Raw genomic sequence first — 22,213 nt, forward strand, 5'->3', positions numbered from 1 at the left:
CTTCATTGGCTTTGATGCAGAGCAGCTAAGCTGCTCTTAAATAAATTACAGTGGAACTTGTTCAAGCATTTTAATATTTAAGATGATCACCGGTTTTTTAGGAACAAAATCGTAACCAATCTTTTCATTAAACCCTGTTTCAACAGCCATGATCTTATCAAGGGTATCGTAGCCATCCATTACATTACCAAATACAGCGAATCCCCAATCTTTACCTGGGTTTAAGTGATCGTTGTTATCCATATTAAAAAAGAATTGGCGTGTTCCTGAGTGCGGTTCACGGTCTTGATACGCCATAGCAATGCTGTACATATCATTTTTTAAACCATTGCCACTTTCATTAAAAATAGGATCGTTTTCGTGTAAGCCGTCGTAATCTTTATCGTAGCCACCACCTTGAATAACAAAGTCGCGGTCATTTTCCACATCGCGCTCAATACGATGAAAAACACTGCCTTGATAGCTTTTATCTGACACGTAAGTTAAAAAGTTATTGACCGTAATAGGCGCTCTCGAACGGTCGAGTTCAACAACAATACTGCCCATTGTCGTTACGATTTCGACGCGTGGAAAAATATTATCTTTTTGAACAAAGCGGCCTTCTTGGGCTGCCAAGCTACTTAAACTAAAAAATAGGCCTAAGCAGATTAAAAAAAGTCGTTTCATAGTTAACCTTCTAAAAATTCTATTAATTCAGGGTCAGATACAATGCGGGTAATAATTTGCTCAGTCAACTTATTGAGCTGACCTTCTATTTTTGCTCGCTCGTGACTAAACGGGCCTTCTAAATTCGCACTGCCTCTATACACTTTACTAAAATTACTTGAGGCGCGAATAACGCGCACGCCAAGCTCTATATGGGCTTCGCTGGTATGGCTCACAAGTTTTTCGGTCACAACAGCCTGCAGTGCATGAATATCTACTTCAAAGCGAACAGTTGCCAAGTTAGAAATGCTGGCACCATTGCGGCTAAGGGCGCTGTCTAAAACACTTTTAACTGATTCAGTAAGACCTTGGCTTGCAAAGGTTTTAGCTTTGTCTGATTCAATAAGTTTAAGTGTTGATGAGTCGCCACGTAAATCAATTACACTGGTGCTTAAGCTACTATTTATAGTGCTTATTTGACCACTTTTATAAACAGGATTGAGTATTACTTGGCTAGGCTGATTCGCACAGCCACCAAGTATTAGTAATACACAACACCCAATTATAATGTTTGTTAATTTCATTTATAGCATTCCACTATTTTTAGTTGCACTTAGAACGACAAACTTTTTGTTTGAGCCTAACAACTTACAGTTTCCGAACATACGGTTTAATTTATCGTGATAATCTAAATGACGATTACCAATAATACGCAGCTCGCCGCCTTCTTTTAAAGTATCTTTTGCTTGTTTAAACATTTGCCAAGCAATGTGATCGGTAACAGCTTGAGCTTGGTGAAATGGAGGATTACAAAGCACCATATCCACACTGTCTCTTTCAAAGCCTGTTAAACAATCGTTTTCGATGAACTCACAGTTATCAAACTTATCGCCTAGGTTAATTTCTACATTTAACCGGGCTGACTCTACTGCCATGTAAGACTCATCAACAAAGGTAATTGATGCATTAGGGCAACGAGCAAGCGTCATTAATCCAACAACGCCGTTACCACAGCCTAAATCAATAATGCTTTTAGCTTTAGGTGTTTCTGGTAAGTAGTTAAAAAAGAAGCGCGCACCAATATCTAACGAATCACGCGAAAACACATTTGCATGATTTGTTATATTAAACTCAGTACCTTCAAGCTCCCATGTTATAGGGAAGTCTGCTGCTTTATATCCGCCTTTAGCTGTGCTTAATATAAGGCGAGACTTTTTAACTGCTAGGCTTGTTGTTGTTTCACCAATAAATTGCTCAAATGATTTTATTGTTGAATTATGAATTTCTTTTGTTTTACCTGCCGCAATTACTGGTGTACCAGGCGCAAGTACTTCACTAAGTTCACTTAATTGGAACTGTAAAAAACCCACATTACGAGGGATTTTAATAAGTACTAAATCAACGTCTTCTGGTAATGCCGACAAACTATCTACTTGTGTAAAATCTGTAGTAGGCAATTTGTTTTCTTGTAAGTTATAAGCCGCAGCTTGGTGGCTAATATAAGAATCATTAACTGAACAAACCGTTAACTTATTAAAATAACAAGCAAGTGCACCAAAGCTATCGTTTAAAATAAGCAATGAGCGACAATCAGGGTGATGTTCGTTAACATAATTGATAAGGTACTCATCTGCCGAATCCCAAGCTTGTAAGCTGCGGTTTTTTTGATCCAATGGAAAGCGTTCAAGAGTAAAGGTTTTATCGCCTAGCTGGGCTTGCGTCGTCATAATGGTTCGTTGATCAGTAATCTAATGTAGGTAAATTCTAACATGCAACGGCAAAACGCCAACCCCCAACAGTTACCAAATGGCTTTTCTTATCAAAGTAGGGCACTTAGTGCGCAAAAAAGCCTCGATCTGTTTTATTATTTGCAGAAAAACCTACATTGGCAACAGCCCGATGTAACCGTTTATGGCAAAACAGGACCCATTCCACGACTTCAATGCTTCATGAGCGATTTAAATATTGAATACGGCTATTCAAGTAGTAAGCAAATAGTAGAACCGTGGGATGAGTTTCTACTTAATATGCGAAAGCGATTAGAAGCACATTTAAATCAGCCTCTAAACTCACTACTGGTTAATTATTACCGAGACGGAAATGATACGATGGGGTGGCACAGTGATGATGAAATAGAGCTTGGTGATAAACCAACAATTGTGTGTGTGTCGCTAGGAGCTGATAGGGTTTTAAAGTTAAAGCACAAAGCGAGTAATAAAGTGACTGATTTAAAGTTACAAAGCGGTAGTTGCCTAATAATGAATGGAGACAGTCAACGAGATTATCAACATGCAATACCCAAGCAAACAACGCTTGCGCACCCGCGAATAAGTTTAACTTACCGATTTATTAAGCACATTAAGCAAAAGCAATTTAGTTAGTTAATTTAACTTGTTATAGTAAGCCTATTAATTAGCTAATTAAAATGGTCTTTTATGTCAATGCAGCAACAGATCCAAGAAAAAATAAGCAGCGCCATTGCGTGTAAACATTTAAACGTAATCAATGAAAGTCATATGCACAGTGCCGGTACTGAGTCGCATTTTAAAGTTATAGTGGTTAGCGAAGAGTTCGCGGGTAAGCGCTTATTACAACGCCATCGTGAAATTAACGAAATTTTAAAAGATGAATTAGCAAATCATATTCATGCACTCGCTATTCATACATATACACCAGACGAATATACAGAGCAGGGCGGTGAAGCGCCTGATTCTCCTAATTGTATGGGCGGCTCAAAGCTTAACTAAAATAAATAGGGAATTTGGTCGGTGTTTAACTGATCAGATCAGTGTTTTTAGTATTAGCCTTTAAACTAGCGCTAATTTTTATTGTAAAAGATATAGGATGATCAATGGTCATTAAGCCTAAAATTCGTGGATTTATCTGCACAAACGCACACCCAGCTGGTTGTGCAGAGCATGTTCAAGAACAAATTAACTATGTAAAACAACAGGGTGCATTAAAAAGCGCACCAAAAAATGTATTAGTTATTGGCGCATCAACAGGCTACGGCTTGGCATCGCGCATTACTGCTGCGTTTGGTGGTGGTGCTAAAACATTAGGTATTTTCTTTGAAAAAGAGGGTACAGAGCGTAAAACAGGTTCTGCTGGTTGGTACAATACCGCTGCTTTTCAAGAAGCTGTAGACGAAGCGGGTCTTTGGTCTAAAAATATTAATGGCGATGCGTTTTCTAACGAAATCAAGCAAAAAGCAATCGACACTATTAAAGCAGATTTGGGTAAAGTAGATTGTATTATTTACAGCCTAGCGTCTCCTCGTCGTACTGATCCAAATACAGGCGAAGTGTTCTCATCTACACTTAAGCCAATAGGTAATGCAGTAACCACTAAAAACTTAAATACATCAAAGCGTGAAATTGATGAAATTACGGTTGAAGCTGCAAATCAAGACGATATCGACAACACTATTAAAGTAATGGGTGGTGAAGATTGGGAAATGTGGATAGACGCATTAAAAGAAGCAGATGTATTAGCCGATAACTTTAAAACGACTGCGTACACTTATATTGGTAAAGAGTTAACATGGCCAATATACGGACACGCGACTATTGGTAAGGCTAAAGAAGACTTAGACCGTGCAACGGCTGCTATTAAAGAATCAACAAAAAATTTAAAGGGTGAGGCGTATGTTTCATCACTTAATGCAGTAGTAACCCAAGCAAGTTCTGCTATTCCTATAATGCCGTTATATATTTCTGCTTTATTTAAAGTTATGAAAGCAGATGGCACATACGAAGGCACTATTGAGCAAATTCACGCATTATTTAGTGAAAACTTGTATGGTGAATCGCCTCGTTTTGACGACGGCGGGCATTTATTCCAAAACTACAAAGAGCTAGAGGACGATGTGCAAGCACGCGTTCAAGCTGTATGGGATAGTGTTGATACAAGCAGCCTTGATGAGCTAACAGACTATGTTGGTTACCATAATGAGTTTTTACGCTTATTTGGTTTTGGTATAGACGGTGTTGACTACGAGCAAGACATAGGTTCAGTTAAGCCAATTGCTAATATGATTGACTAACAGAGCTTAGGGCCTGTTTATCTTTCGAGGTTAAATTTGCAGCAGTCTGTTTGGTATTTAGGCAAGGCAGAGCCTACGTAGTGTGGTTATTCCCCGTAAATGGGCGATAACGTGGAATAAATGCCAAACATGCGCTGCCCAAAGGGTTCTGCCTAGGGGCTATTTACTCTTTGTTGCCTAAATGGATGTAGGTAAGGGGCGTGAGCAGGACGCGGAAGCTTTGCTCGGTTTTTACTTAGCCCACTAGGTTACAAACCTCACGCCGCGATTAAATAGCCCCTAGATTGAACAAATTTTAATCCTGAAAGGTCAACAGGTCCTAGGTATTAAAGCCGCTATAGCGGCTTTTTTATATTATGCGATTTGTTTAATTTACGATGAAATCAGGAACAATAATTGCTTAGGCTACCACTTTGGTCTAACTTGATTTTAATTAAAGTCACTTAACAAAACCAAATAAGTGTTTCTGTCGTATAATTTTTATAAATACACTCGCATAGTCATCTAAAATGATGTTAAAATCTCGACAATATGTGATGAGTTTTACTACGTTGCTTGTTTGATATTTCTAGCAAGCTGCTCTTTTGTACCTTGATATAACTTGGAATAACTCAAATGGCGACGTGGTTGATACGATTTTTCAGTTTCTTTCCTTTAATGTAATGCAAGTGCGTATGATCAATATAAAAAAAGGTCTGGATTTACCCTTAGAGGGCTCGCCACAGCAAGTTATACATGACGGTTCTGCTGTCAAACGTGTAGCTGTGCTTGGTGAAGAGTTTATCGGTATGCGTCCAACCATGCATGTTCGTGTGGATGACCAAGTCAAAAAAGGCCAGGTACTTTTTGAAGATAAAAAGAACCCAGGCGTCCTATTTACTGCTCCAGCTTCTGGCACAGTAAAAGAAATAAATCGTGGTGCTAAACGTGTGCTGCAATCTGTTGTTATTGAAGTAACAGGCAGTGAGCAAATCACCTTTGACTCTTTCAAAGCAGACGAGCTTGCGAGCTTAGAGCGTGAAAAAGCCAAAGAAGTACTTATCCAGTCTGGTCAATGGACAGCACTTCGTGTTCGCCCATTCAGCAAAGTAGCGGCTGTGGATGCAAATCCTAGTTCTATTTTTGTGACCGCAACTGACACAAACCCATTAGCTGCAGATCCTGCAGTAATAATTGCCGAAAATGCGCAAGCATTTGAAGCGGGTCTTGCTGTTATTTCGCGTTTGACCGATGGCAAAGTATTTGTGTGTAAAAAAGCAGGTAGCCAAGTTCCTAGCTCATCTATAGCTCAAGTAGAAGTACATGAGTTTGGTGGTGTGCATCCGGCTGGCCTCGTTGGCACTCATATCCATCATCTTGATGCAGTTTCTGTTAGCAAACAAGTTTGGCATATTGGTTACCAAGACGTTATTGCGTATGGTCACTTATTCCTTACTGGTGAAATTTACACAAATCGTGTTATTTCGCTTGCAGGTCCTCGCGTTAAAAACCCACGTTTAGTGAAAACACAACTAGGTGCTTCATTGGATGATTTAGTGGCTGGTGAGCTAGAAGACGGAGATAACCGTGTTATTTCTGGTTCTGTTCTATCAGGTTCTATTTCAAACGGTGTTCATGCATTCTTAGGTCGTTACCACGTTCAAGTATCTGTTTTACTTGAAGGTCGCGAAAAAGAATTGTTTGGCTGGATTGCACCAGGTAGTGATAAATTCTCTGTAACGCGTACATTCCTTTCTCACCTTGCGCCGAGTCGTTTATTTAAAATGACAACGTCAACAGGTGGTTCAAAACGTGCCATGGTACCAATTGGTAGCTACGAGCGCGTAATGCCGCTGGATATTTTGCCTACTCTATTATTACGTGACTTAATTGCGCGTGATTTAGACAGTGCAATTTCATTAGGCGCGCTTGAACTTGATGAAGAAGATTTAGCGTTATGTACCTTCGTTTGTCCAGGCAAATACGAGTATGGTTCTATCCTACGCGATTGCTTAACTACGATCGAGAAGGAAGGCTAGAGAGATGGGTTTAAAAAAATATCTAGAAGATATCGAGCCGAATTTTGAAGCCGGTGGTAAATATGAAAAATTTTATGCTCTGTATGAAGCAGCTGCAACTATTTTTTATACACCAGGCTACGTAAATAAAGGCGCGACACACGTACGCGATAACATCGACCTAAAACGCATGATGATTTTAGTGTGGATGGCGACGTTCCCAGCTATGTTTTTTGGTATGTTCAATATCGGCCATCAGGCCGCAGGTGCTTTAGCACAAGGTTTTGAACTAGCAAACACGTGGCAAGTTGGTTTGTTCCAGTTATTCGGTGGTGAATTAACCGCTGATGCAGGCTGGGGCGCTAAGATGTTCTATGGAGCATGTTTCTTCCTACCTATCTACGCGGTAACATTTGCAGTTGGTGGCTTTTGGGAAGTAATATTTGCTTCTGTGCGTAAGCATGAAATTAACGAAGGTTTCTTCGTTACTTCAGTGCTATTTGCACTTATTTTGCCAGCAACGATTCCTTTATGGCAAGTTGCGTTAGGTATTACGTTTGGTGTAGTTATCGCTAAAGAAATCTTTGGTGGTACTGGCCGTAACTTCTTAAACCCTGCTTTAGCCGGCCGTGCATTTTTGTTCTTTGCATACCCAGCTCAAATCTCAGGTGACACAGTATGGACAGCAGTAGATTCGTTCTCTGGTGCAACTATGCTAGGCCAAGCATTTGCTGGCACACTTGATTTTGCAAACATGGAATTATGGTGGAATGCGTTTTACGGTTTCATTCAAGGTTCTGTAGGTGAAACATCTACACTTGCATTATTAGTAGGTGGTTTGTTCTTAATTTACGTTCGTATCGCTTCTTGGCGCATCGTACTAGGTGTATTCCTAGGTATGGTAGCAACTGCATTTTTACTAAATGCTGTTGGCTCAGAAACTAACCCTGTATTTGCAATGCCTTGGTATTGGCATTTAGTACTTGGTGGCTTTGCGTTCGGTATGTTCTTTATGGCTACTGACCCTGTATCAGCTGCATTTACTGACAAAGGTAAATTAGCATATGGTCTATTAATTGGCTTTATGGTGGTTATGATACGTGTTGTGAATCCTGCTTTCCCAGAAGGTATGATGCTAGCAATCTTATTTGCTAACTTATTCGCTCCACTGTTCGATCACTTTGTAGTGCAGGCTAATATTAAGCGGAGGTTGGCACGTAATGTCTAGTAATAACGAATCAATCGGTAAAACGTTATCAGTTGTTGTCGCACTATGTTTAGTGTGTGCAATCATTGTATCGTTTGCTTCTGTACAGCTTCGTCCTTTACAGCAAGCTAATAAAGAAAAAGATATTCAAAGTAATATCTTGGCTGCTGCGGGTATCGATAAAGTTGAAAATGTTTTAGAAACATTTGATGCAAAAATCGAAGCGCGCGTTGTAAACATGACTACAGGTGAGTTTGTAGATACAGACCCAACAATCTTTGACTTTGAAAAAAGCAAATATGATGCAGCGCTAAGTGTTTCTCTTAAAGAGAAAGGCGTTAAAGATATTGCTGGTATTCAACGTGTGACTAAAGAGTCGCCGGTGTATATCTCTAAAAAAGAAGATGGCTCAGTTGATGCAATCATTCTTCCTATCCAAGGCTACGGCTTATGGGGCTTAATGTACGGTTTTATCTCGCTTGAAAGCGATGCTGAAACAGTTAAGAGCATTATCTTTTACAAGCATAATGAAACCCCTGGTCTAGGTGGCGAAATTCAGAATCCACAGTGGACAGCTACATGGGAAGGTAAAGAACTTCCAATTCAAATTGTTAAAGGTACTGCGGGCAATGATGAGCATAAGATCGATGGTCTTTCAGGTGCTACATTAACGTCTAACGGTGTTGATCATGCAGTTGATTTTTGGACTGGCGAAAATGGCTTTGGCCCTTTCCTTGCGAAAGTACGTAAAGGAGCATTGAAATAATGGCTGATACTAAAGAAATGAAGGCGGTCCTATTTGGTCCGGTTTTAGCTAACAACCCAATCGCACTACAAGTACTTGGTATTTGTTCAGCGCTAGCGGTAACGTCTAGCTTAAAAAATGCGTTAATCATGTCAATTGCATTGACACTAGTAACAGCATTTTCGAGCTTCTTTATCTCGCTTATTCGTAACCAGATCCCATCATCTGTACGTATCATCGTACAAATGACAATTATTGCATCATTGGTAATCGTTGTTGACCAAGTATTACAGGCATTCTCTTACGCTACGGCAAAAGAGCTTTCTGTATTCGTTGGTCTAATCATTACTAACTGTATCGTAATGGGTCGTGCTGAAGCATATGCGATGAAGTCGCCACCAATTATGTCTTTCCTTGACGGTATTGGTAATGGCTTAGGCTATTCTGTAGTACTACTTACTGTTGGTTTCATTCGTGAGCTATTCGGTAAGGGTTCACTATTCGGTGTTGATATTATCCCATTAGTACAAGATGGCGGTTGGTATCAGCCTATGGGTCTATTGATCTTACCACCGAGTGCATTCTTCATCATTGGTTTATTCATATGGGTACTTCGTACTTATAAGAAAGACCAAGTAGAAGCTAAAGCGTAAGGGGCAGATAGTGGAACATTATATTAGTTTATTTGTAAAAGCCGTTTTTATTGAGAACTTAGCGTTGTCATTCTTCTTAGGCATGTGTACTTTTTTAGCAGTATCTAAAAAAGTAACTACATCAATTGGCCTAGGTATAGCGGTTATAGTTGTATTGGGTATTTCTGTACCTGTTAACAACTTGGTTTACCATGCGGTACTTGCACCCGGTTCACTTACTTGGTTAGGTTACCCGGATGCAGATCTTAGCTTTTTACGTTTCTTAACTTTCATTGGTGTTATTGCAGCACTAGTGCAAATACTTGAAATGGCATTAGATAAGTTTTTCCCTGCACTATACAACGCGTTAGGTATCTTCTTACCACTTATCACAGTTAACTGTGCAATATTTGGTGCGGTATCATTCATGGTTGAGCGTAACTATAACTTCGGCGAGTCTGTTGTTTATGGTATTGGCGCTGGTGTTGGTTGGGCACTTGCAATTACATTACTTGCAGGTATCCGTGAGAAACTGAAATATTCAGACGTGCCAGACGGCTTACGTGGTTTAGGTATTACCTTCATCACTGTTGGTTTAATGGGACTTGGCTTTATGTCATTCTCTGGTATTTCACTGTAAAGGGTAGCGAGGATAAATCATGGATTATCAGATTTTCTTAGGCGTTGGTGTTTTCATCGCTATCGTTGTACTACTAGTTTTAGTGATCATTGGTGCTAAATCTCAGTTAGTTGCAAGCGGTGACATCATCATCGGTATTAATGGCGATAAAGACAAAGCCATTACTACATCAGCAGGTAATAAGCTTTTAAGTGCATTATCTGAGTCAGGTATTTTCGTATCATCTGCTTGTGGTGGCGGTGGCTCTTGTGGTCAGTGTCGTGTTCACATTAAAGAAGGTGGCGGCGATATCTTGCCAACTGAACTTGATCACATATCTAAAGGTGAAGCCCGTGAAGGCTGTCGTTTAGCGTGTCAGGTAAATGTTAAAAACGACATGGAAATTGAACTTGAAGAGTCAATTTTCGGTGTTAAAAAATGGGATTGTGAAGTTATCTCTAACGATAACAAAGCAACGTTCATTAAAGAACTTAAACTGCAAATCCCTGGTGATGAGTCAGTGCCTTTCCGTGCGGGTGGTTACATCCAAATTGAAGCGCCACCTCACCATGTTAAATATGCAGATTTTGATGTTCCTGAAGAATATCGTGGCGACTGGAACCATTTTGGTTTCTTCGATCTGGAGTCAAAAGTAGACGAAGAAACTATTCGTGCATACTCAATGGCTAACTACCCAGAAGAAGAAGGCATCATTATGCTTAACGTGCGTATTGCTGCTCCGCCTCCGAGAAACCTAAGCTTGCCATGTGGTAAAATGTCTTCGTACATTTGGTCACTTACAAAAGGCGACAAGGTAACTATTTCAGGTCCATTTGGTGAGTTCTTTGCTAAAGACACAGATGCAGAAATGATCTTTGTTGGTGGTGGTGCTGGTATGGCGCCAATGCGTTCACATATCTTTGACCAACTTAAACGTTTGAACTCTAAACGTAAGATGAGCTTTTGGTATGGTGCACGTTCTGAACGTGAAATGTTCTACGTAGAAGATTTTGACGGCCTAGCCGCTGAAAATCCTAACTTCGTATGGCATACAGCGCTTTCAGATCCACAACCTGAAGATAACTGGGAAGGCTATACTGGCTTTATCCATAACGTGTTATTTGAGAACTATCTTAAAGATCACGAAGCGCCGGAAGATTGTGAGTACTACATGTGTGGTCCTCCAATGATGAACGCGGCAGTTATTACTATGCTTAAAGATTTAGGTGTTGAAGACGAAAATATCTTATTAGATGACTTCGGTGGCTAACACTAATACCAAAACAGTTTAGTTTTGGTTAAAATACCAGCCTCGTAGCACTTGTGTTACGAGGCTTTTTTTATTCTTTAATTTTATCAATCTATTAAGTAGAGCTGTTATGAATCGAGTAAGTACTTCACAAGGCATAATGGCCTTTTTACTAATCACACTGACCTTATTACTGTCTGGGTGTGGTGAAAAACCAGAGTCGAGGGAAACCTTTTTAGAAGGTAAGACTATGGGAACCACTTATCATATTAAATATTATGATGAGCAAACCCAGCTATCGGCCTCACAATTACAGCTGCAAATAGACGCTGTTTTAAAAGATGTAAATCAGTCTATGTCTACTTATATAGAAGACTCTGAAATAAATACATTTAACAGATTACCTGCAAATCAAGTGATGCCAATTAGCGAAGATTTTAGGGCTGTTATAAGCGAATCTATTCGCTTAGGTGAATCAACTAAAACACTTGATGTAACCATGGGACCTCTCATTGACTTATGGGGCTTTGGTCCTGATAAAAAACCAACCAATCGCCCAACAGATGAAGAGCTTGCTTCAATGGTTGAAAAAATAGGTATTGATAAGCTTATTTTAAATGGACAGGGTTTAGCTAAAACAGTTAATGGGTTAGAGCTTTCGTTTTCAGCAACGGCTAAAGGCTACGGTATCGACAAAGTAGCGCAGCTATTAGAAAGCCACAGTATTACTAACTACATGGTTGAGATTGGTGGTGAGCTACGTATAGCGGGTGAAAAGCCAAATAACCAGGATTGGAAAATTGCGATAGAACAACCAGATGCACAACCTGGAGAGCGTAAAGTACACCGTGTTTTATCACCAGGTACAAGTGGGATCGCAACATCAGGTGATTACCGTATTTTTTATAAAATGGATGGGGAGATCTATACTCATTTAATTGACCCTGTAACCGGCATGCCTATTAAGCACGACTTAGTGTCGGTAACTGTGCTTCATCCAAGCGCTATGACAGCAGATGGTTTAGCGACTGCTCTTACTGTGATGGGTATGGAGAAAGCTCAGGCATATGCTCAGCAGCACGATTTGCCAGTGTATTTAATAGGTAAATCAGAAGAGGGTTTAGTTACTTATTCAAGCCCTGCATTTAAACCTTATTTATAGTATGGTGCAGCCTTGTTTATTTCCAGATTATTTGGGTATATAATAACACTTGCTCAAAAATGTTTGAGTTTAATTAATTGCTGATCAATAGGGGCTAAGCAATGTCACTTTTTCTTCTTACTTTTGGCTTACTAATTTTAATAGTGTCGGCAATGGCCGTTGGTATGATCGTGCAAAAAAAATCTATGGCAAGTAGCTGTGGTGGTTTAGGTTCGGTTGGTATTGATAAAGCCTGTGATTGCGATGATCCATGTGATAAACGCAAAAACCGTTTAGCTAAAGAGCAAGCCTGGAAAGAAAATCAAATTATTTAAGTTCTCTTAAATATTAAAAAGCGCTTTATAGCGCTTTTTTTGTGTCTGTAAAACCTCTTATCTTTTTTATTTCATAAGTAATCCAATCTTAATGTATTAGACAAACGTCTATAGTTTAGTTTTTTTCACCTATTAGGTTTATTTTTCTCGTTTGTCAAATTGGAGCTAACACTCTAAAGTTTAATCATAGACACAGAGCAAGGCTCTAGTCATAAGCTTGAGGCAAAGTTGGTCTCGCTTAAAAGAATCTTTATATTGTGTGTGAAGATGTTGTCAGTGTGAAAGGCAACTCAAATTCGGTGGTGACTACATTTGAGTTGTTTTTATTTCCCTACAATGTCACGCAGTGTAAACCAAAAATCTTTATATTGTGTGTGAAGATGTTGTCAGTGTGAAAGGCAACTCAAATTCGGTGGTGACTGCATTTGAGTTGTTTTTATTTCCCTACAATGCCACGTAATGTAAACCAAGAATCTTTATATTGTGTGTGAAGATGTTGTCAGTGTGAAAGGCAACTCAAATTCGGTGGTGACTGCATTTGAGTTGTTTTTATTTCCCTACAATGCCACGTAATGTAAACCAAGAATCTTTATATTGTGTGTGAAGATGTTGTCAGTGTGAAAGGCAACTCAAATTCGGTGGTGACTGCATTTGAGTTGTTTTTATTTCCTTACAATGCCACGCAGTGTAAACAAAAAATCTTTATATTGTGTGTGAAGATGTTGTCAGTGTGAAAGGCAACTCAAATCCGGTGGTGACTGTATTTGAGTTGTTTTTATTTCCTTACAATGCCACGCAGTGTAAACAAAAAATCTTTATATTGTGTGTGAAGATGTTGTCAGTGTGAAAAGCGGCTCAATTTCGGTGGTGACTGAATTTGGGCTGTTTTTATTTGTGCGACACAATTATTATTCCTTCCAAAAAACCTATAATTTTATTAAATATACCTCTTTAAATTGTTTTTAATTTAAATTAACCCTATGTTTTTTAAGTTGTTATTTTTTATTAACAAAATAGCTTCTAAAGCTTAACTCAAATTTATTGTTTTTTAGTTGAACAGAAAATTCTCTTTGTTATACTCACGTTCGAACTTTCAGTAAGTTTTGAAAGTTTGATTGATACGGATCAATTTTCACAAGGTGAATTTGTGCTAACCGGATTTGATCGTATTCAGCACCTGATTTTTGGGCTTACAGCAGCAATGTTTTTCAAATTTTTCCATTGCTTTGTATTACTTTAATTTTGTTATAGTCATTTAAGTAGGTTAATGTCTTTGAACACACTTTCTTTACATCATACCAATACTGATCTCGCCCCAAGCGAGCCAGTTACGTGTGAACGCTTGAATAAAGCGGGTAAGGGCGTGTGTGTAGCTATAACTTTATTAGTGTTTAATACGGTCATGTTGTTAAGCGGTGCACTAGAGGATGCCTTCAAGCTTGAGGCGCTATTAAGTGATGGGTTTATTGTAGAGCCACTGTTACTTACTATTGCCGGATTTTTAGCTCATCCAATCATTTCAAGTCAGTTACTTATTGGCCTTTGTTGGTTATTGTTCCATATTTTTCCAGCGCGTCGTGCTGGAATTATCCTCCGTAAAGCAGCCTTTGCTTTTAGCGAGGCTAAAGTTCTTCAGCCAGTGCATGTTGCACATGGTTGTCGTGCTCCACCTAGCTTTACAGGTTGTCTGTAAGGCTGCATCTTGTTGCTGGTTTTAATTATTTGTTCTTGCTGTAAATAATTAAGGTTAGCTAAAACAAAGTAGCTCTGTGTTTTTTAAGCACACTTCAGCCAACCACCACTCACCCAAGTTAACTTTTATTACGTTATATAAATGCGTTTAGAAAGCTGGGTTTGTTGCTAGGTCATTAATGGCATGAGCTTTAGGTTTTGAATAGCCCCCTTATTTTTATAATTTAATTCTAGTTAACTTGGGTTTTTATTGAAAAATCGTTGCTTTGGTTTTTATGCAAAGCAGCAAACTGAAACTCTAGGTTTGTAGGATACTCCCTTGTTAATTCGTAACCTTTGTAATATTGCTTTAGCTAGTACCGTGCTGGCGTTGTCAGGCTGTAAAGGCGGGATACTCGATCCAAAAGGGCAGATAGGCATAGATGAGAAAAATTTAATTATCATCGCAACCGTGCTTATGTTGCTTGTAGTCGTTCCCGTTATTGTGATGACTTTGTATTTCGCATGGAAATATAGAGACACGCAAACTCATGAAATTTACGCTCCAAAATGGGCTCATTCAAATAAAATTGAAGCCGCAGTTTGGGCTGTTCCTATTGTTATTGTGATTATTTTAGGTGTTATTACCTGGGTGTCTACCCAAGAGCTAGACCCTTACAAACCCATTGAAGGTAAAGGTAAGCATCTTACTGTTGAAGTGGTGTCATTAAATTGGAAGTGGCTATTTATTTATCCTGAGCAAGGTATTGCTACGGTTAATGAATTAGTGTTTCCGGCAAATGTACCTGTTGAATATAAAATCACGTCAGAGAGCACAATGAATTCATTTTTTATTCCGCAATTGGGTAGTCAAATATACTCAATGGCTGGGATGGAAACCAAGCTTCACTTAATTGCAAATGAGCCAGGTACGTTTAAAGGTTTCTCAGCAAATTACAGTGGTGCAGGTTTTACTGGTATGAAGTTTAATGCCATTGCTACCCCTACTCAAGCTGGTTTTGATAAGTGGGTGAGTGATGTAAAAGCGAATTCAAGCGCTAATAATCTGACTCATGCAAATTATGTTGAGCTTGCAAAAGCGAGCGAAAATAATCCTGTTGCTTATTACGGTAAAGTTGAAGACAGCTTATTTCATACCATTATCATGAAATATATGCAGGCGCATGGCGATATGAATAAAAAGCACAATGCGATGAGCGAACATGGCGAGATGGGTATGCAACATCACGCAATGGACAAACATTCAGCGAAACCATCACACAGCCAGGACGAGGAATAATAATGTCGTTTTTAGGTAAACTTTCACTCGATGCAATACCGTTTCACGAGCCGATTCTTGTGTTTACGATGGCAGCTATTTTAATAGCTGCAATTGTTATTACTGCGCTAATTACAAAGCATAAAAAATGGGGCGTGCTTTGGCGCGACTGGATCACATCTGTGGATCATAAGCGCTTAGGCGTAATGTATATTATTTTAGCTTTAGTAATGCTGTTTCGTGGGTTTTCTGATGCAATAATGATGCGTACTCAGTTAGCACTTGCTACTAGTGGCGCGCCCGGTTATTTACCACCAGAGCACTACGACCAAATATTTACAGCTCACGGCGTAATTATGATCATATTTATGGCGATGCCATTTATGATTGGTTTAATGAACATTGTACTACCACTGCAAATTGGTGCTCGCGATGTTGCCTTTCCATTTTTAAACAATTTAAGTTTTTGGTTAACTACCGGTGGTGCTATTTTAATTAATATGTCGCTGGTTTTTGGTGAGTTTGCTAAAACAGGTTGGGTGGCGTATCCGCCACTTTCGGAGCTGACCTTTAGCCCTGGGGTGGGGGTCGACTATTATATTTGGGCTTTGCAAATATCCGGTCTTGGAACACTCTTAACTGCAGTAAACTTTTTAGCGACCGTTATCAAAATGCGTGCACCAGGCATGACCTTAATGAAAATGCCAATTTTCACATGGACATGTACGTGGGCAAACATCTTAATTGCAGCATCATTCCCAATTTTAACCGCAATGCTTACTATGTTAACGCTTGACCGTTATCTCGATTTCCATTTCTTTACCAATGAATTGGGCGGTAACGCCATGATGTACATCAACCTGTTTTGGGCATGGGGTCATCCTGAGGTATATATTTTAGTATTACCGGCGTTTGGTGTTTTTTCTGAGATTATTTCGACATTTGCAGGTAAGCGTTTATTTGGTTATAAATCGATGGTTTACGCCAGCGGTGCAATCTCTATTTTAGGGTTTATTGTTTGGTTACATCACTTCTTCACAATGGGCTCAAGTGCTAACGTTAACGCGTTCTTTGGGGTAATGACCATGGTTATTGCCGTACCAACAGGCGTTAAGTTGTTTAACTGGCTATTTACTATTTACCGAGGTCGTTTACGTATAACCGTTCCGGTACTTTGGACACTTGGTTTTATGGTTACCTTTACCGTAGGCGGCATGACTGGCGTATTACTTGCTATTCCTGGTGCCGATTACGTACTGCATAATAGCTTATTCTTAATTGCACATTTTCATAATACAATTATCGGTGGTGCTGTATTTGGCTACCTAGCAGGTTTTGTATTTTGGTTCCCTAAAGCGATGGGCTTCAAGCTTAACGAAAAATGGGGCAAGGCATCATTTTGGTGTTGGATTATCGGTTTCTTCGTTGCATTTATGCCGTTGTATGTACTTGGTTTCTTAGGTATGACACGTCGTTTAAACCACACTAATAATCCTGATTGGAACATTTGGCTATACATTGCTGCAGGCGGTGCTGTCATTATTATGTTTGGTATTATTAGCCAAGCAGTTCAATTATATGTGAGCTTTAGAGACCGTGAAGCGCTTGACGATACAACAGGCGATCCGTGGAACGGACACACACTTGAGTGGGCAACAAGCTCACCTCCACAAGTGTATAACTTTGCTACCATTCCGCACATTGATGATATTGATGCATGGACCGACATGAAAGAAAAAGGTCAAGCTTACCAAGATAAGGCAAGCTACAGCCCTATTCATATGCCTAAAAATACATCAGCAGGCGTGCTAATGGCAGCAAGTTTAACCGCATTTTGTTTTGCGATGATCTGGCATATTTGGTGGTTAGCAGCTGTTGGTTTTATTGGCGCAATTGCTTTATTTATCAAACGTTGTTACGCCAGCGATGTTGATTACTATATACAACCTGATGAAATTGCACGAATTGAAGCAGCATACAATTCAAGTGGGAATAAGGAGCTAAAAGCGTGAGTACACTTTCTGCAAATTTAGAATCTGCAAATTTAGAGTCTGTATCTCACGATGATCATGCGCACGCGCATGAACATCACGATACATCGGGCGATACCGTATTCGGTTTTTGGTTATACCTAATGACCGATTGCTTATTATTTGCCTCATTTTTTGCAACCTACGCCGTGTTATTTATGAACACAGCCGGTGGTGTATCGGGTAAAGATATTTTTGAACTCGACTTTGTAGCAGTAGAAACAGCTGCACTACTTATTAGTAGTATTACCTTTGGTTTTGCCATGATTGCCGCTCAAGGGCAAAAAAAGGCGCTCACACTTACTTGGTTATTTATTACGTTTTGTTTAGGTGCTGTGTTTATTGGTATGGAAATATACGAATTTCATCACCTAATAGTGAACGGGCATGGTCCGCAACATAGTGCTTTTTTAACATCGTTTTTCTCATTAGTTGGCTTACATGGTTTACATGTAACAGCCGGTTTAATTTGGATGACCATAATGATGATAGAAGTTGCTAAACGCGGTCTAGGTAAAGCAACCGTAACGCGTTTAAGCTGCTTAAGCCTATTTTGGCACTTCTTAGACATTGTTTGGATTTGTGTATTTACCGTTGTTTATTTAATGGGAGCAATGTAATGAGCCACAGCGAAACACATGCTGAGCACCATGATGAATCTCATGGCAGTGTTAAAACTTACTTAATTGGCTTTGTGTTATCAGTAATTTTGACAGCCATTCCATTTTGGATGGTAATGGAAGGCGACTTCACAAAGGCAACAACGCTTTGGATCATTGTTACTTTAGCAATCGTACAAATTTGGGTGCATTTAAAGTACTTTTTACACCTTAATTTTACGACCGAAGATGGCCGTGCAAGTACTTTCTCATTCCTATTCAGTGCTCTGATCATCGTAATGGTGGTTGGGTTATCTGTTTGGATCATTTATGAATCTAACGCAATGATGATGTACTAGGAGTTGAAGATGTTTCGTCGTTATTTATCAGTGACAAAGCCGGGTATTATTATGGGCAATTTGATCAGCGTAGCGGGCGGGTTTTTACTTGCCTCGCGCGGTGATATAAACCCATGGTTAATGATTGCTACATTAATTGGTTTGTCGCTAGTGGTTGCATCAGGTTGTGCTATCAATAATGTTATAGATAGAGACATAGATGTAGCCATGGCGCGTACTCGTACGCGAGTAACAGTAACAGGCGAAATGTCGGCCTTTGCTGCACTTAGTCACGGTATTTTATTGGGTGTTGTGGGCTTTGGTTTACTTATCGCCTATACCACTCAAGCCGCGGTATTTTTTGCAGCCTTTGGCTACGTAATTTATGTAGGGGTTTATAGCCTCTACATGAAGCGTAACTCAGTATATGGCACTTTTGTAGGTAGCCTTTCGGGCGCAGTACCACCAGTAGTCGGTTACTGCGCCGTAACAGGCCAGTTCGATATGGGCGCGTTAATACTGCTGGTTATGTTTAGCTTGTGGCAAATGCCGCACTCTTATGCCATCGCTATTTTTCGCTTTAAAGATTACCAAGCTGCAGGTATTCCAGTATTACCTGTAGCGCAAGGTATCGACAAAGCAAAACGCCACATTGTGCTTTATATTGCTGTATACGCGTTAGTTGTGATGTTACTGCCAATTACTGGCTACACAGGTGCTGCTTTTATGGCTGTTGCTTGTATTACCAGCTTTTGGTGGTTGCTAATGGCACTAAGAGGGTATCGTCGAAATATTGATGTAACCAGTTGGGCACGTAAAGTGTTCGCGTTTTCTATCATTAATATTACAGCGTTAAGTATTGCTATGGCTGTTGACTATCATAGCGTTGCTCCACAGCTATTAACACTTACCTAATTTAAAAACTTTAACATTCCAAAGTTAATCCAAAGGCTCGAAAGAGCCTTTTTTTATGCCTGAATATTGAAATTATTTAGCATTCGTATACTCGCTATTTTACTTTTTAAAATCATCAGCATTGTAATAAAGTGGTTTAAGGGTGCCGCAATTAATAAATTTATAAGTAAGCTCATTTTCAGCTGGGACACGTTTTGAGGTACGAAGCTTTTGCATACATGCATTAACTAAATCGACAAAAATAAGATGGTTATAGCTCGGCGCTTTTTGAATTTTATGAATATAAATACGCTCAGTACCGCTTAGTGTAATCATGTCGTAGTCTTGCCATTGCGATGATTCACTTAATTTTTTTAGTTCTCTGGCATACAGCTGCTTACTCAAGACCAACTCTTTTTTTGAATAAATTAAACTGCCACCTTGCTGATAATCACCTTCATAAATATCGGCAATAATTGTGATTTCTTCACCACGCATTAAATGCTGAATGTTAAACGCTTGTGGCTTTATAGTAATTAGCTCGGCATTTCTAACAAAATTTAACAGTGCAACATCTGGGTTTCCTATTCTATAGACAACCTGAACATCATCAGGAGAGTTATAACTAGGTAAGTTAATCGCAATTATAGCGGAATCTTTATTTACTAAGGCCATTGGGTGCTCAGAATTGTAAGCAGGATCTACCGGTGGAAGTTCTGCTTTTTCTTCTTCAGCTGCGGCAAAGCCACTTAAAGTGATTAGTAATAAAGTAAGTAGTAGGCGCATTATAATCTCAATTAATTTATGAGCTTAAATTGTAGTATAAAGTTTATATTACTTATATTTTTAAACTAAATTTAGACCTATATTATTACTCAGATATGGAGTGTAATAATGTTCGTGCCTTCAAATGTAGGTTTGGATCCTCTGGGTTTGACGTATTAGTCAGCCAAATTACATTACCTTCTTTATTTACAAACAATGTAGTAGGTGTGCCGCGTATACCTAATTGCTGTGCTATTGCATCGGCTTTTACGGCTGTTTTAAAAGTATAACCTCTATCGCTAAGCGCTTTAGCGGGAGTAGCATCGTCATCTTCTTTAAAGCTCACGGCAATGACCTTTACACCCATGTCATTTATTTTTTGAAGTGCTGGTTGTAGCTTTTTACAATATGGGCACCACGTTGCCCAAAAATGTAAAATGTAAGGCTGGCCTAATAAATCTTGAGTACTGAGAGCAGACCCATCGGCCATTTGTAGATTTAATATAGGTAATTTAGGGTATGTTGCTTCAGTGTCTTGCTCTTGCGCGCTAACTATAAAGCTTAATAGAGTGAGTGTGATGGCAATAAAGAGTTGTTTCATAGTGTTTTCGTTTTTATTGTATGTATTAAATAAGAACGAGTATTTAACATTTTTATTTCACATTAAAAGCGAGCGGCTTGCTCAACAACAATAGCATGGCGTTTAGCGAGGCGAAGATGGTCTTTATCGTAGCCACCACCTATTACTGTAGCAACGGGTGTATTGTGTTCAAGGCAGCGTTTTAGCACTAAATGGTCGCGCTTAACTATGCCATCCCAGCTTATATCTAATTTACCCAAGCCATCGCCTTGCCAAATATCAACGCCAGCATCGTAAAGTACCAAGCTTGGGTTTAGCTCTTTAAGTAAATAACTCAAGGTGTCGTCAACTACGGCAAGGTATTCGTCGTCTTTCATATTATCGGCTAAGCCAATATCTAAATCGCTAGCGGATTTTCTGAAAGGGAAGTTTTTTTCACAATGGATAGAGCAAGTATAAGCGTATGCTTGATGCTGTAACATTGCGGCTGTGCCATCACCTTGGTGCACGTCTAAATCAAAAATAAGTACGTTAGTTACTTCACCCGATTCAATTAAAGTTTGCGTGGTAAAGGCTAAATCGTTAACCATGCAGTAGCCTGAGCCAAAATCGGTATGCGCATGGTGTGTACCACCGGCTAAGTGGCAGGCTATACCATGTTTAAGTGCTAAACGAGCTGTTTGCAAAGTACCTTGAGGTGCTGTAAATGTACGTGCCATAAGCTCTTTTGACCAAGGTAGGCCAATGCGACGCATTGCTTTTTCATCTAAGCGGTTATTCCACAAATCATGTATGTAATTTTCGCAGTGTATTAGCTCCAGTGGCTCTGGCGTGCCTAATATTGGCTCAACCAGGTTATCGCCAATCAAACCAAGCTTTGCTACATGCTGATATAAATGTGCAAACTTACTCATTGCAAAACGATGCTTTGGATCGAAATTAAACGAGTAGTTAGGGTGATACACCAAAGGTAAATGTGGATTTAAAGTCATGTTTACACAAGTTAAAAAGTTTGCACTATGGTAATCAACTAATCCAAATGAGTCTATTCTTGTGTGTCGTGAATCAACATAGCGAGTTCGCGATGTAATAGTTCGTCATCAGCTAAGTTTAGCTCTATTAAACGCTTTAAATAAGTAATGCTGTCTATATCAATATGGTGGCATTTTAAACCAATATGATCCGCTTCTATATGGCACACCACAACCTCCATTTTTATTTCTATTTCGCTTTGAGGCAGCGAAAAACGCAGAACAGCTTGGCTATTTTGGTTGCCAATAAAAGCATCACATTTAGTGATTAATGCGCCATGTAAAGATACATCAAGTAATTTACATGGGTATTGGTGATCATTAAAAATTACTTGTGCATCGGTTGAAAATAAAACACGAGAAAACTGACGACGATTTTGCATAACCTAATTTAGCCTTACTGTTTTTATA

The 22,213-nt window shown here is 39.3% G+C and carries 24 protein-coding genes; 17 read left to right on the plus strand and 7 right to left on the minus strand.

The annotated features are described in order from the left end of the window. Window positions 1–45: 45 nt before the first annotated feature. The 3 genes from I6F66_RS16700 to I6F66_RS16710 are packed head-to-tail and all read right to left on the minus strand — an operon-like array spanning window position 46 to window position 2,372. Window positions 46–666 carry a peptidylprolyl isomerase gene (locus I6F66_RS16700; protein ID WP_197209483.1) on the minus strand — a complete coding sequence of 207 codons (621 nt, stop codon included), beginning with the start codon at window positions 664–666 and terminating at the stop codon, window positions 46–48. 2 nt (window positions 667–668) lie between these two features. After that, window positions 669–1,229, minus strand: coding sequence for a YajG family lipoprotein (locus I6F66_RS16705; protein ID WP_165728478.1), 561 nt, complete (start codon window positions 1,227–1,229; stop codon window positions 669–671). Further along, on the minus strand, window positions 1,230–2,372 hold the full coding sequence (locus tag I6F66_RS16710; protein WP_165728479.1) for a methyltransferase: 1,143 nt from the start codon (window positions 2,370–2,372) through the stop codon (window positions 1,230–1,232). 42 nt (window positions 2,373–2,414) lie between these two features. Here I6F66_RS16710 and I6F66_RS16715 point away from each other — a divergent pair, with 42 nt between their 5' ends. The 17 genes from I6F66_RS16715 to cyoE all read left to right on the plus strand — a co-directional run bounded on the left by I6F66_RS16715 (window position 2,415) and on the right by cyoE (window position 19,447). Continuing rightward, window positions 2,415–3,026, plus strand: coding sequence for an alpha-ketoglutarate-dependent dioxygenase AlkB (locus I6F66_RS16715; RefSeq protein ID WP_165728480.1), 612 nt, complete (start codon window positions 2,415–2,417; stop codon window positions 3,024–3,026). 54 nt (window positions 3,027–3,080) lie between these two features. Continuing rightward, entirely contained in the window at window positions 3,081–3,392 is a 312-nt protein-coding gene (locus I6F66_RS16720) for a BolA family transcriptional regulator (RefSeq protein WP_165728481.1), read from the plus strand. Between the two features lie 104 nt (window positions 3,393–3,496). After that, window positions 3,497–4,690 (plus strand): enoyl-ACP reductase FabV, encoded by a 1,194-nt coding sequence (gene fabV / locus I6F66_RS16725; RefSeq protein ID WP_197209484.1) that lies wholly within the window; start codon window positions 3,497–3,499, stop codon window positions 4,688–4,690. A 674-nt stretch (window positions 4,691–5,364) separates the two neighbouring features. Further along, on the plus strand, window positions 5,365–6,708 hold the full coding sequence (locus I6F66_RS16730; protein ID WP_165728483.1) for a Na(+)-translocating NADH-quinone reductase subunit A: 1,344 nt from the start codon (window positions 5,365–5,367) through the stop codon (window positions 6,706–6,708). 4 nt (window positions 6,709–6,712) lie between these two features. Further along, on the plus strand, window positions 6,713–7,915 hold the full coding sequence (locus I6F66_RS16735) for an NADH:ubiquinone reductase (Na(+)-transporting) subunit B (RefSeq protein ID WP_010555189.1): 1,203 nt from the start codon (window positions 6,713–6,715) through the stop codon (window positions 7,913–7,915). Beyond that, complete coding sequence (locus I6F66_RS16740; protein ID WP_165728484.1) at window positions 7,908–8,660, plus strand: Na(+)-translocating NADH-quinone reductase subunit C; 753 nt, start codon at window positions 7,908–7,910, stop codon at window positions 8,658–8,660. Before I6F66_RS16735 ends, I6F66_RS16740 begins: the two co-directional genes overlap by 8 nt. Then, entirely contained in the window at window positions 8,660–9,292 is a 633-nt protein-coding gene (locus I6F66_RS16745) for an NADH:ubiquinone reductase (Na(+)-transporting) subunit D (RefSeq protein WP_007584891.1), read from the plus strand. Before I6F66_RS16740 ends, I6F66_RS16745 begins: the two co-directional genes overlap by 1 nt. 10 nt (window positions 9,293–9,302) lie before the next feature. Next, on the plus strand, window positions 9,303–9,911 hold the full coding sequence (nqrE, locus tag I6F66_RS16750) for an NADH:ubiquinone reductase (Na(+)-transporting) subunit E (RefSeq protein ID WP_002958896.1): 609 nt from the start codon (window positions 9,303–9,305) through the stop codon (window positions 9,909–9,911). Window positions 9,912–9,930: 19 nt separating this feature from the next. Then, window positions 9,931–11,160 (plus strand): NADH:ubiquinone reductase (Na(+)-transporting) subunit F, encoded by a 1,230-nt coding sequence (nqrF, locus tag I6F66_RS16755; RefSeq protein WP_007584893.1) that lies wholly within the window; start codon window positions 9,931–9,933, stop codon window positions 11,158–11,160. A 109-nt stretch (window positions 11,161–11,269) separates the two neighbouring features. Beyond that, on the plus strand, window positions 11,270–12,301 hold the full coding sequence (locus I6F66_RS16760; RefSeq protein ID WP_197119090.1) for an FAD:protein FMN transferase: 1,032 nt from the start codon (window positions 11,270–11,272) through the stop codon (window positions 12,299–12,301). 101 nt (window positions 12,302–12,402) lie between these two features. Beyond that, window positions 12,403–12,615, plus strand: a complete 213-nt coding sequence (gene nqrM / locus I6F66_RS16765; protein WP_007376137.1) for a (Na+)-NQR maturation NqrM — start codon at window positions 12,403–12,405, stop codon at window positions 12,613–12,615. Between the two features lie 1,273 nt (window positions 12,616–13,888). After that, window positions 13,889–14,308 carry a hypothetical protein gene (locus I6F66_RS16770; protein ID WP_165728513.1) on the plus strand — a complete coding sequence of 140 codons (420 nt, stop codon included), beginning with the start codon at window positions 13,889–13,891 and terminating at the stop codon, window positions 14,306–14,308. Window positions 14,309–14,626: 318 nt separating this feature from the next. Continuing rightward, the gene (gene cyoA / locus I6F66_RS16775) at window positions 14,627–15,586 is read left to right on the plus strand and encodes a ubiquinol oxidase subunit II (protein ID WP_165728486.1); all 960 of its coding nucleotides are present in this window, start codon (window positions 14,627–14,629) and stop codon (window positions 15,584–15,586) included. Between the two features lie 2 nt (window positions 15,587–15,588). Continuing rightward, the gene (gene cyoB, locus I6F66_RS16780; RefSeq protein WP_165728487.1) at window positions 15,589–17,577 is read left to right on the plus strand and encodes a cytochrome o ubiquinol oxidase subunit I; all 1,989 of its coding nucleotides are present in this window, start codon (window positions 15,589–15,591) and stop codon (window positions 17,575–17,577) included. Further along, window positions 17,574–18,215: a cytochrome o ubiquinol oxidase subunit III gene (cyoC, locus tag I6F66_RS16785; RefSeq protein WP_197209485.1), complete on the plus strand. Its 642-nt coding sequence runs from the start codon at window positions 17,574–17,576 to the stop codon at window positions 18,213–18,215. The genes cyoB and cyoC overlap by 4 nt, the downstream gene beginning before the upstream one ends. Then, complete coding sequence (gene cyoD / locus I6F66_RS16790; RefSeq protein WP_197209486.1) at window positions 18,215–18,553, plus strand: cytochrome o ubiquinol oxidase subunit IV; 339 nt, start codon at window positions 18,215–18,217, stop codon at window positions 18,551–18,553. Before cyoC ends, cyoD begins: the two co-directional genes overlap by 1 nt. A gap of 9 nt (window positions 18,554–18,562) precedes the next feature. Further along, window positions 18,563–19,447, plus strand: coding sequence for a heme o synthase (gene cyoE / locus I6F66_RS16795; RefSeq protein ID WP_197119093.1), 885 nt, complete (start codon window positions 18,563–18,565; stop codon window positions 19,445–19,447). A 99-nt stretch (window positions 19,448–19,546) separates the two neighbouring features. Here the strand turns inward: cyoE and I6F66_RS16800 are convergent, their stop codons facing one another. From I6F66_RS16800 to I6F66_RS16815, 4 genes are all read right to left on the minus strand, one after another. Beyond that, on the minus strand, window positions 19,547–20,212 hold the full coding sequence (locus tag I6F66_RS16800) for a hypothetical protein (RefSeq protein WP_197119094.1): 666 nt from the start codon (window positions 20,210–20,212) through the stop codon (window positions 19,547–19,549). Between the two features lie 85 nt (window positions 20,213–20,297). After that, window positions 20,298–20,792 carry a TlpA disulfide reductase family protein gene (locus I6F66_RS16805; RefSeq protein WP_165728495.1) on the minus strand — a complete coding sequence of 165 codons (495 nt, stop codon included), beginning with the start codon at window positions 20,790–20,792 and terminating at the stop codon, window positions 20,298–20,300. Between the two features lie 62 nt (window positions 20,793–20,854). Next, window positions 20,855–21,763, minus strand: a complete 909-nt coding sequence (locus I6F66_RS16810) for a histone deacetylase (RefSeq protein ID WP_021032146.1) — start codon at window positions 21,761–21,763, stop codon at window positions 20,855–20,857. Between the two features lie 53 nt (window positions 21,764–21,816). Further along, window positions 21,817–22,185, minus strand: a complete 369-nt coding sequence (locus I6F66_RS16815) for a PilZ domain-containing protein (protein WP_007581201.1) — start codon at window positions 22,183–22,185, stop codon at window positions 21,817–21,819. Window positions 22,186–22,213 lie beyond the last annotated feature (28 nt).

This window comes from Pseudoalteromonas sp. NZS100_1, assembly GCF_015864285.1.
Lineage (GTDB): Bacteria > Pseudomonadota > Gammaproteobacteria > Enterobacterales > Alteromonadaceae > Pseudoalteromonas > Pseudoalteromonas arctica.

Coding starts and splice junctions, on each gene's coding strand:
- I6F66_RS16700 (WP_197209483.1), bottom strand. CDS start 666: ATGAAACGACTTTTTTTAATCTGCTTAGGCCTATTTTTTAGTTTAAGT.
- I6F66_RS16705 (WP_165728478.1), bottom strand. CDS start 1,229: ATGAAATTAACAAACATTATAATTGGGTGTTGTGTATTACTAATACTT.
- I6F66_RS16710 (WP_165728479.1), bottom strand. CDS start 2,372: ATGACGACGCAAGCCCAGCTAGGCGATAAAACCTTTACTCTTGAACGC.
- I6F66_RS16715 (WP_165728480.1), top strand. CDS start 2,415: ATGCAACGGCAAAACGCCAACCCCCAACAGTTACCAAATGGCTTTTCT.
- I6F66_RS16720 (WP_165728481.1), top strand. CDS start 3,081: ATGTCAATGCAGCAACAGATCCAAGAAAAAATAAGCAGCGCCATTGCG.
- fabV (WP_197209484.1), top strand. CDS start 3,497: ATGGTCATTAAGCCTAAAATTCGTGGATTTATCTGCACAAACGCACAC.
- I6F66_RS16730 (WP_165728483.1), top strand. CDS start 5,365: ATGATCAATATAAAAAAAGGTCTGGATTTACCCTTAGAGGGCTCGCCA.
- I6F66_RS16735 (WP_010555189.1), top strand. CDS start 6,713: ATGGGTTTAAAAAAATATCTAGAAGATATCGAGCCGAATTTTGAAGCC.
- I6F66_RS16740 (WP_165728484.1), top strand. CDS start 7,908: ATGTCTAGTAATAACGAATCAATCGGTAAAACGTTATCAGTTGTTGTC.
- I6F66_RS16745 (WP_007584891.1), top strand. CDS start 8,660: ATGGCTGATACTAAAGAAATGAAGGCGGTCCTATTTGGTCCGGTTTTA.
- nqrF (WP_007584893.1), top strand. CDS start 9,931: ATGGATTATCAGATTTTCTTAGGCGTTGGTGTTTTCATCGCTATCGTT.
- I6F66_RS16760 (WP_197119090.1), top strand. CDS start 11,270: ATGAATCGAGTAAGTACTTCACAAGGCATAATGGCCTTTTTACTAATC.
- nqrM (WP_007376137.1), top strand. CDS start 12,403: ATGTCACTTTTTCTTCTTACTTTTGGCTTACTAATTTTAATAGTGTCG.
- cyoB (WP_165728487.1), top strand. CDS start 15,589: ATGTCGTTTTTAGGTAAACTTTCACTCGATGCAATACCGTTTCACGAG.
- cyoD (WP_197209486.1), top strand. CDS start 18,215: ATGAGCCACAGCGAAACACATGCTGAGCACCATGATGAATCTCATGGC.
- cyoE (WP_197119093.1), top strand. CDS start 18,563: ATGTTTCGTCGTTATTTATCAGTGACAAAGCCGGGTATTATTATGGGC.
- I6F66_RS16800 (WP_197119094.1), bottom strand. CDS start 20,212: ATGCGCCTACTACTTACTTTATTACTAATCACTTTAAGTGGCTTTGCC.
- I6F66_RS16805 (WP_165728495.1), bottom strand. CDS start 20,792: ATGAAACAACTCTTTATTGCCATCACACTCACTCTATTAAGCTTTATA.
- I6F66_RS16810 (WP_021032146.1), bottom strand. CDS start 21,763: ATGACTTTAAATCCACATTTACCTTTGGTGTATCACCCTAACTACTCG.
- I6F66_RS16815 (WP_007581201.1), bottom strand. CDS start 22,185: ATGCAAAATCGTCGTCAGTTTTCTCGTGTTTTATTTTCAACCGATGCA.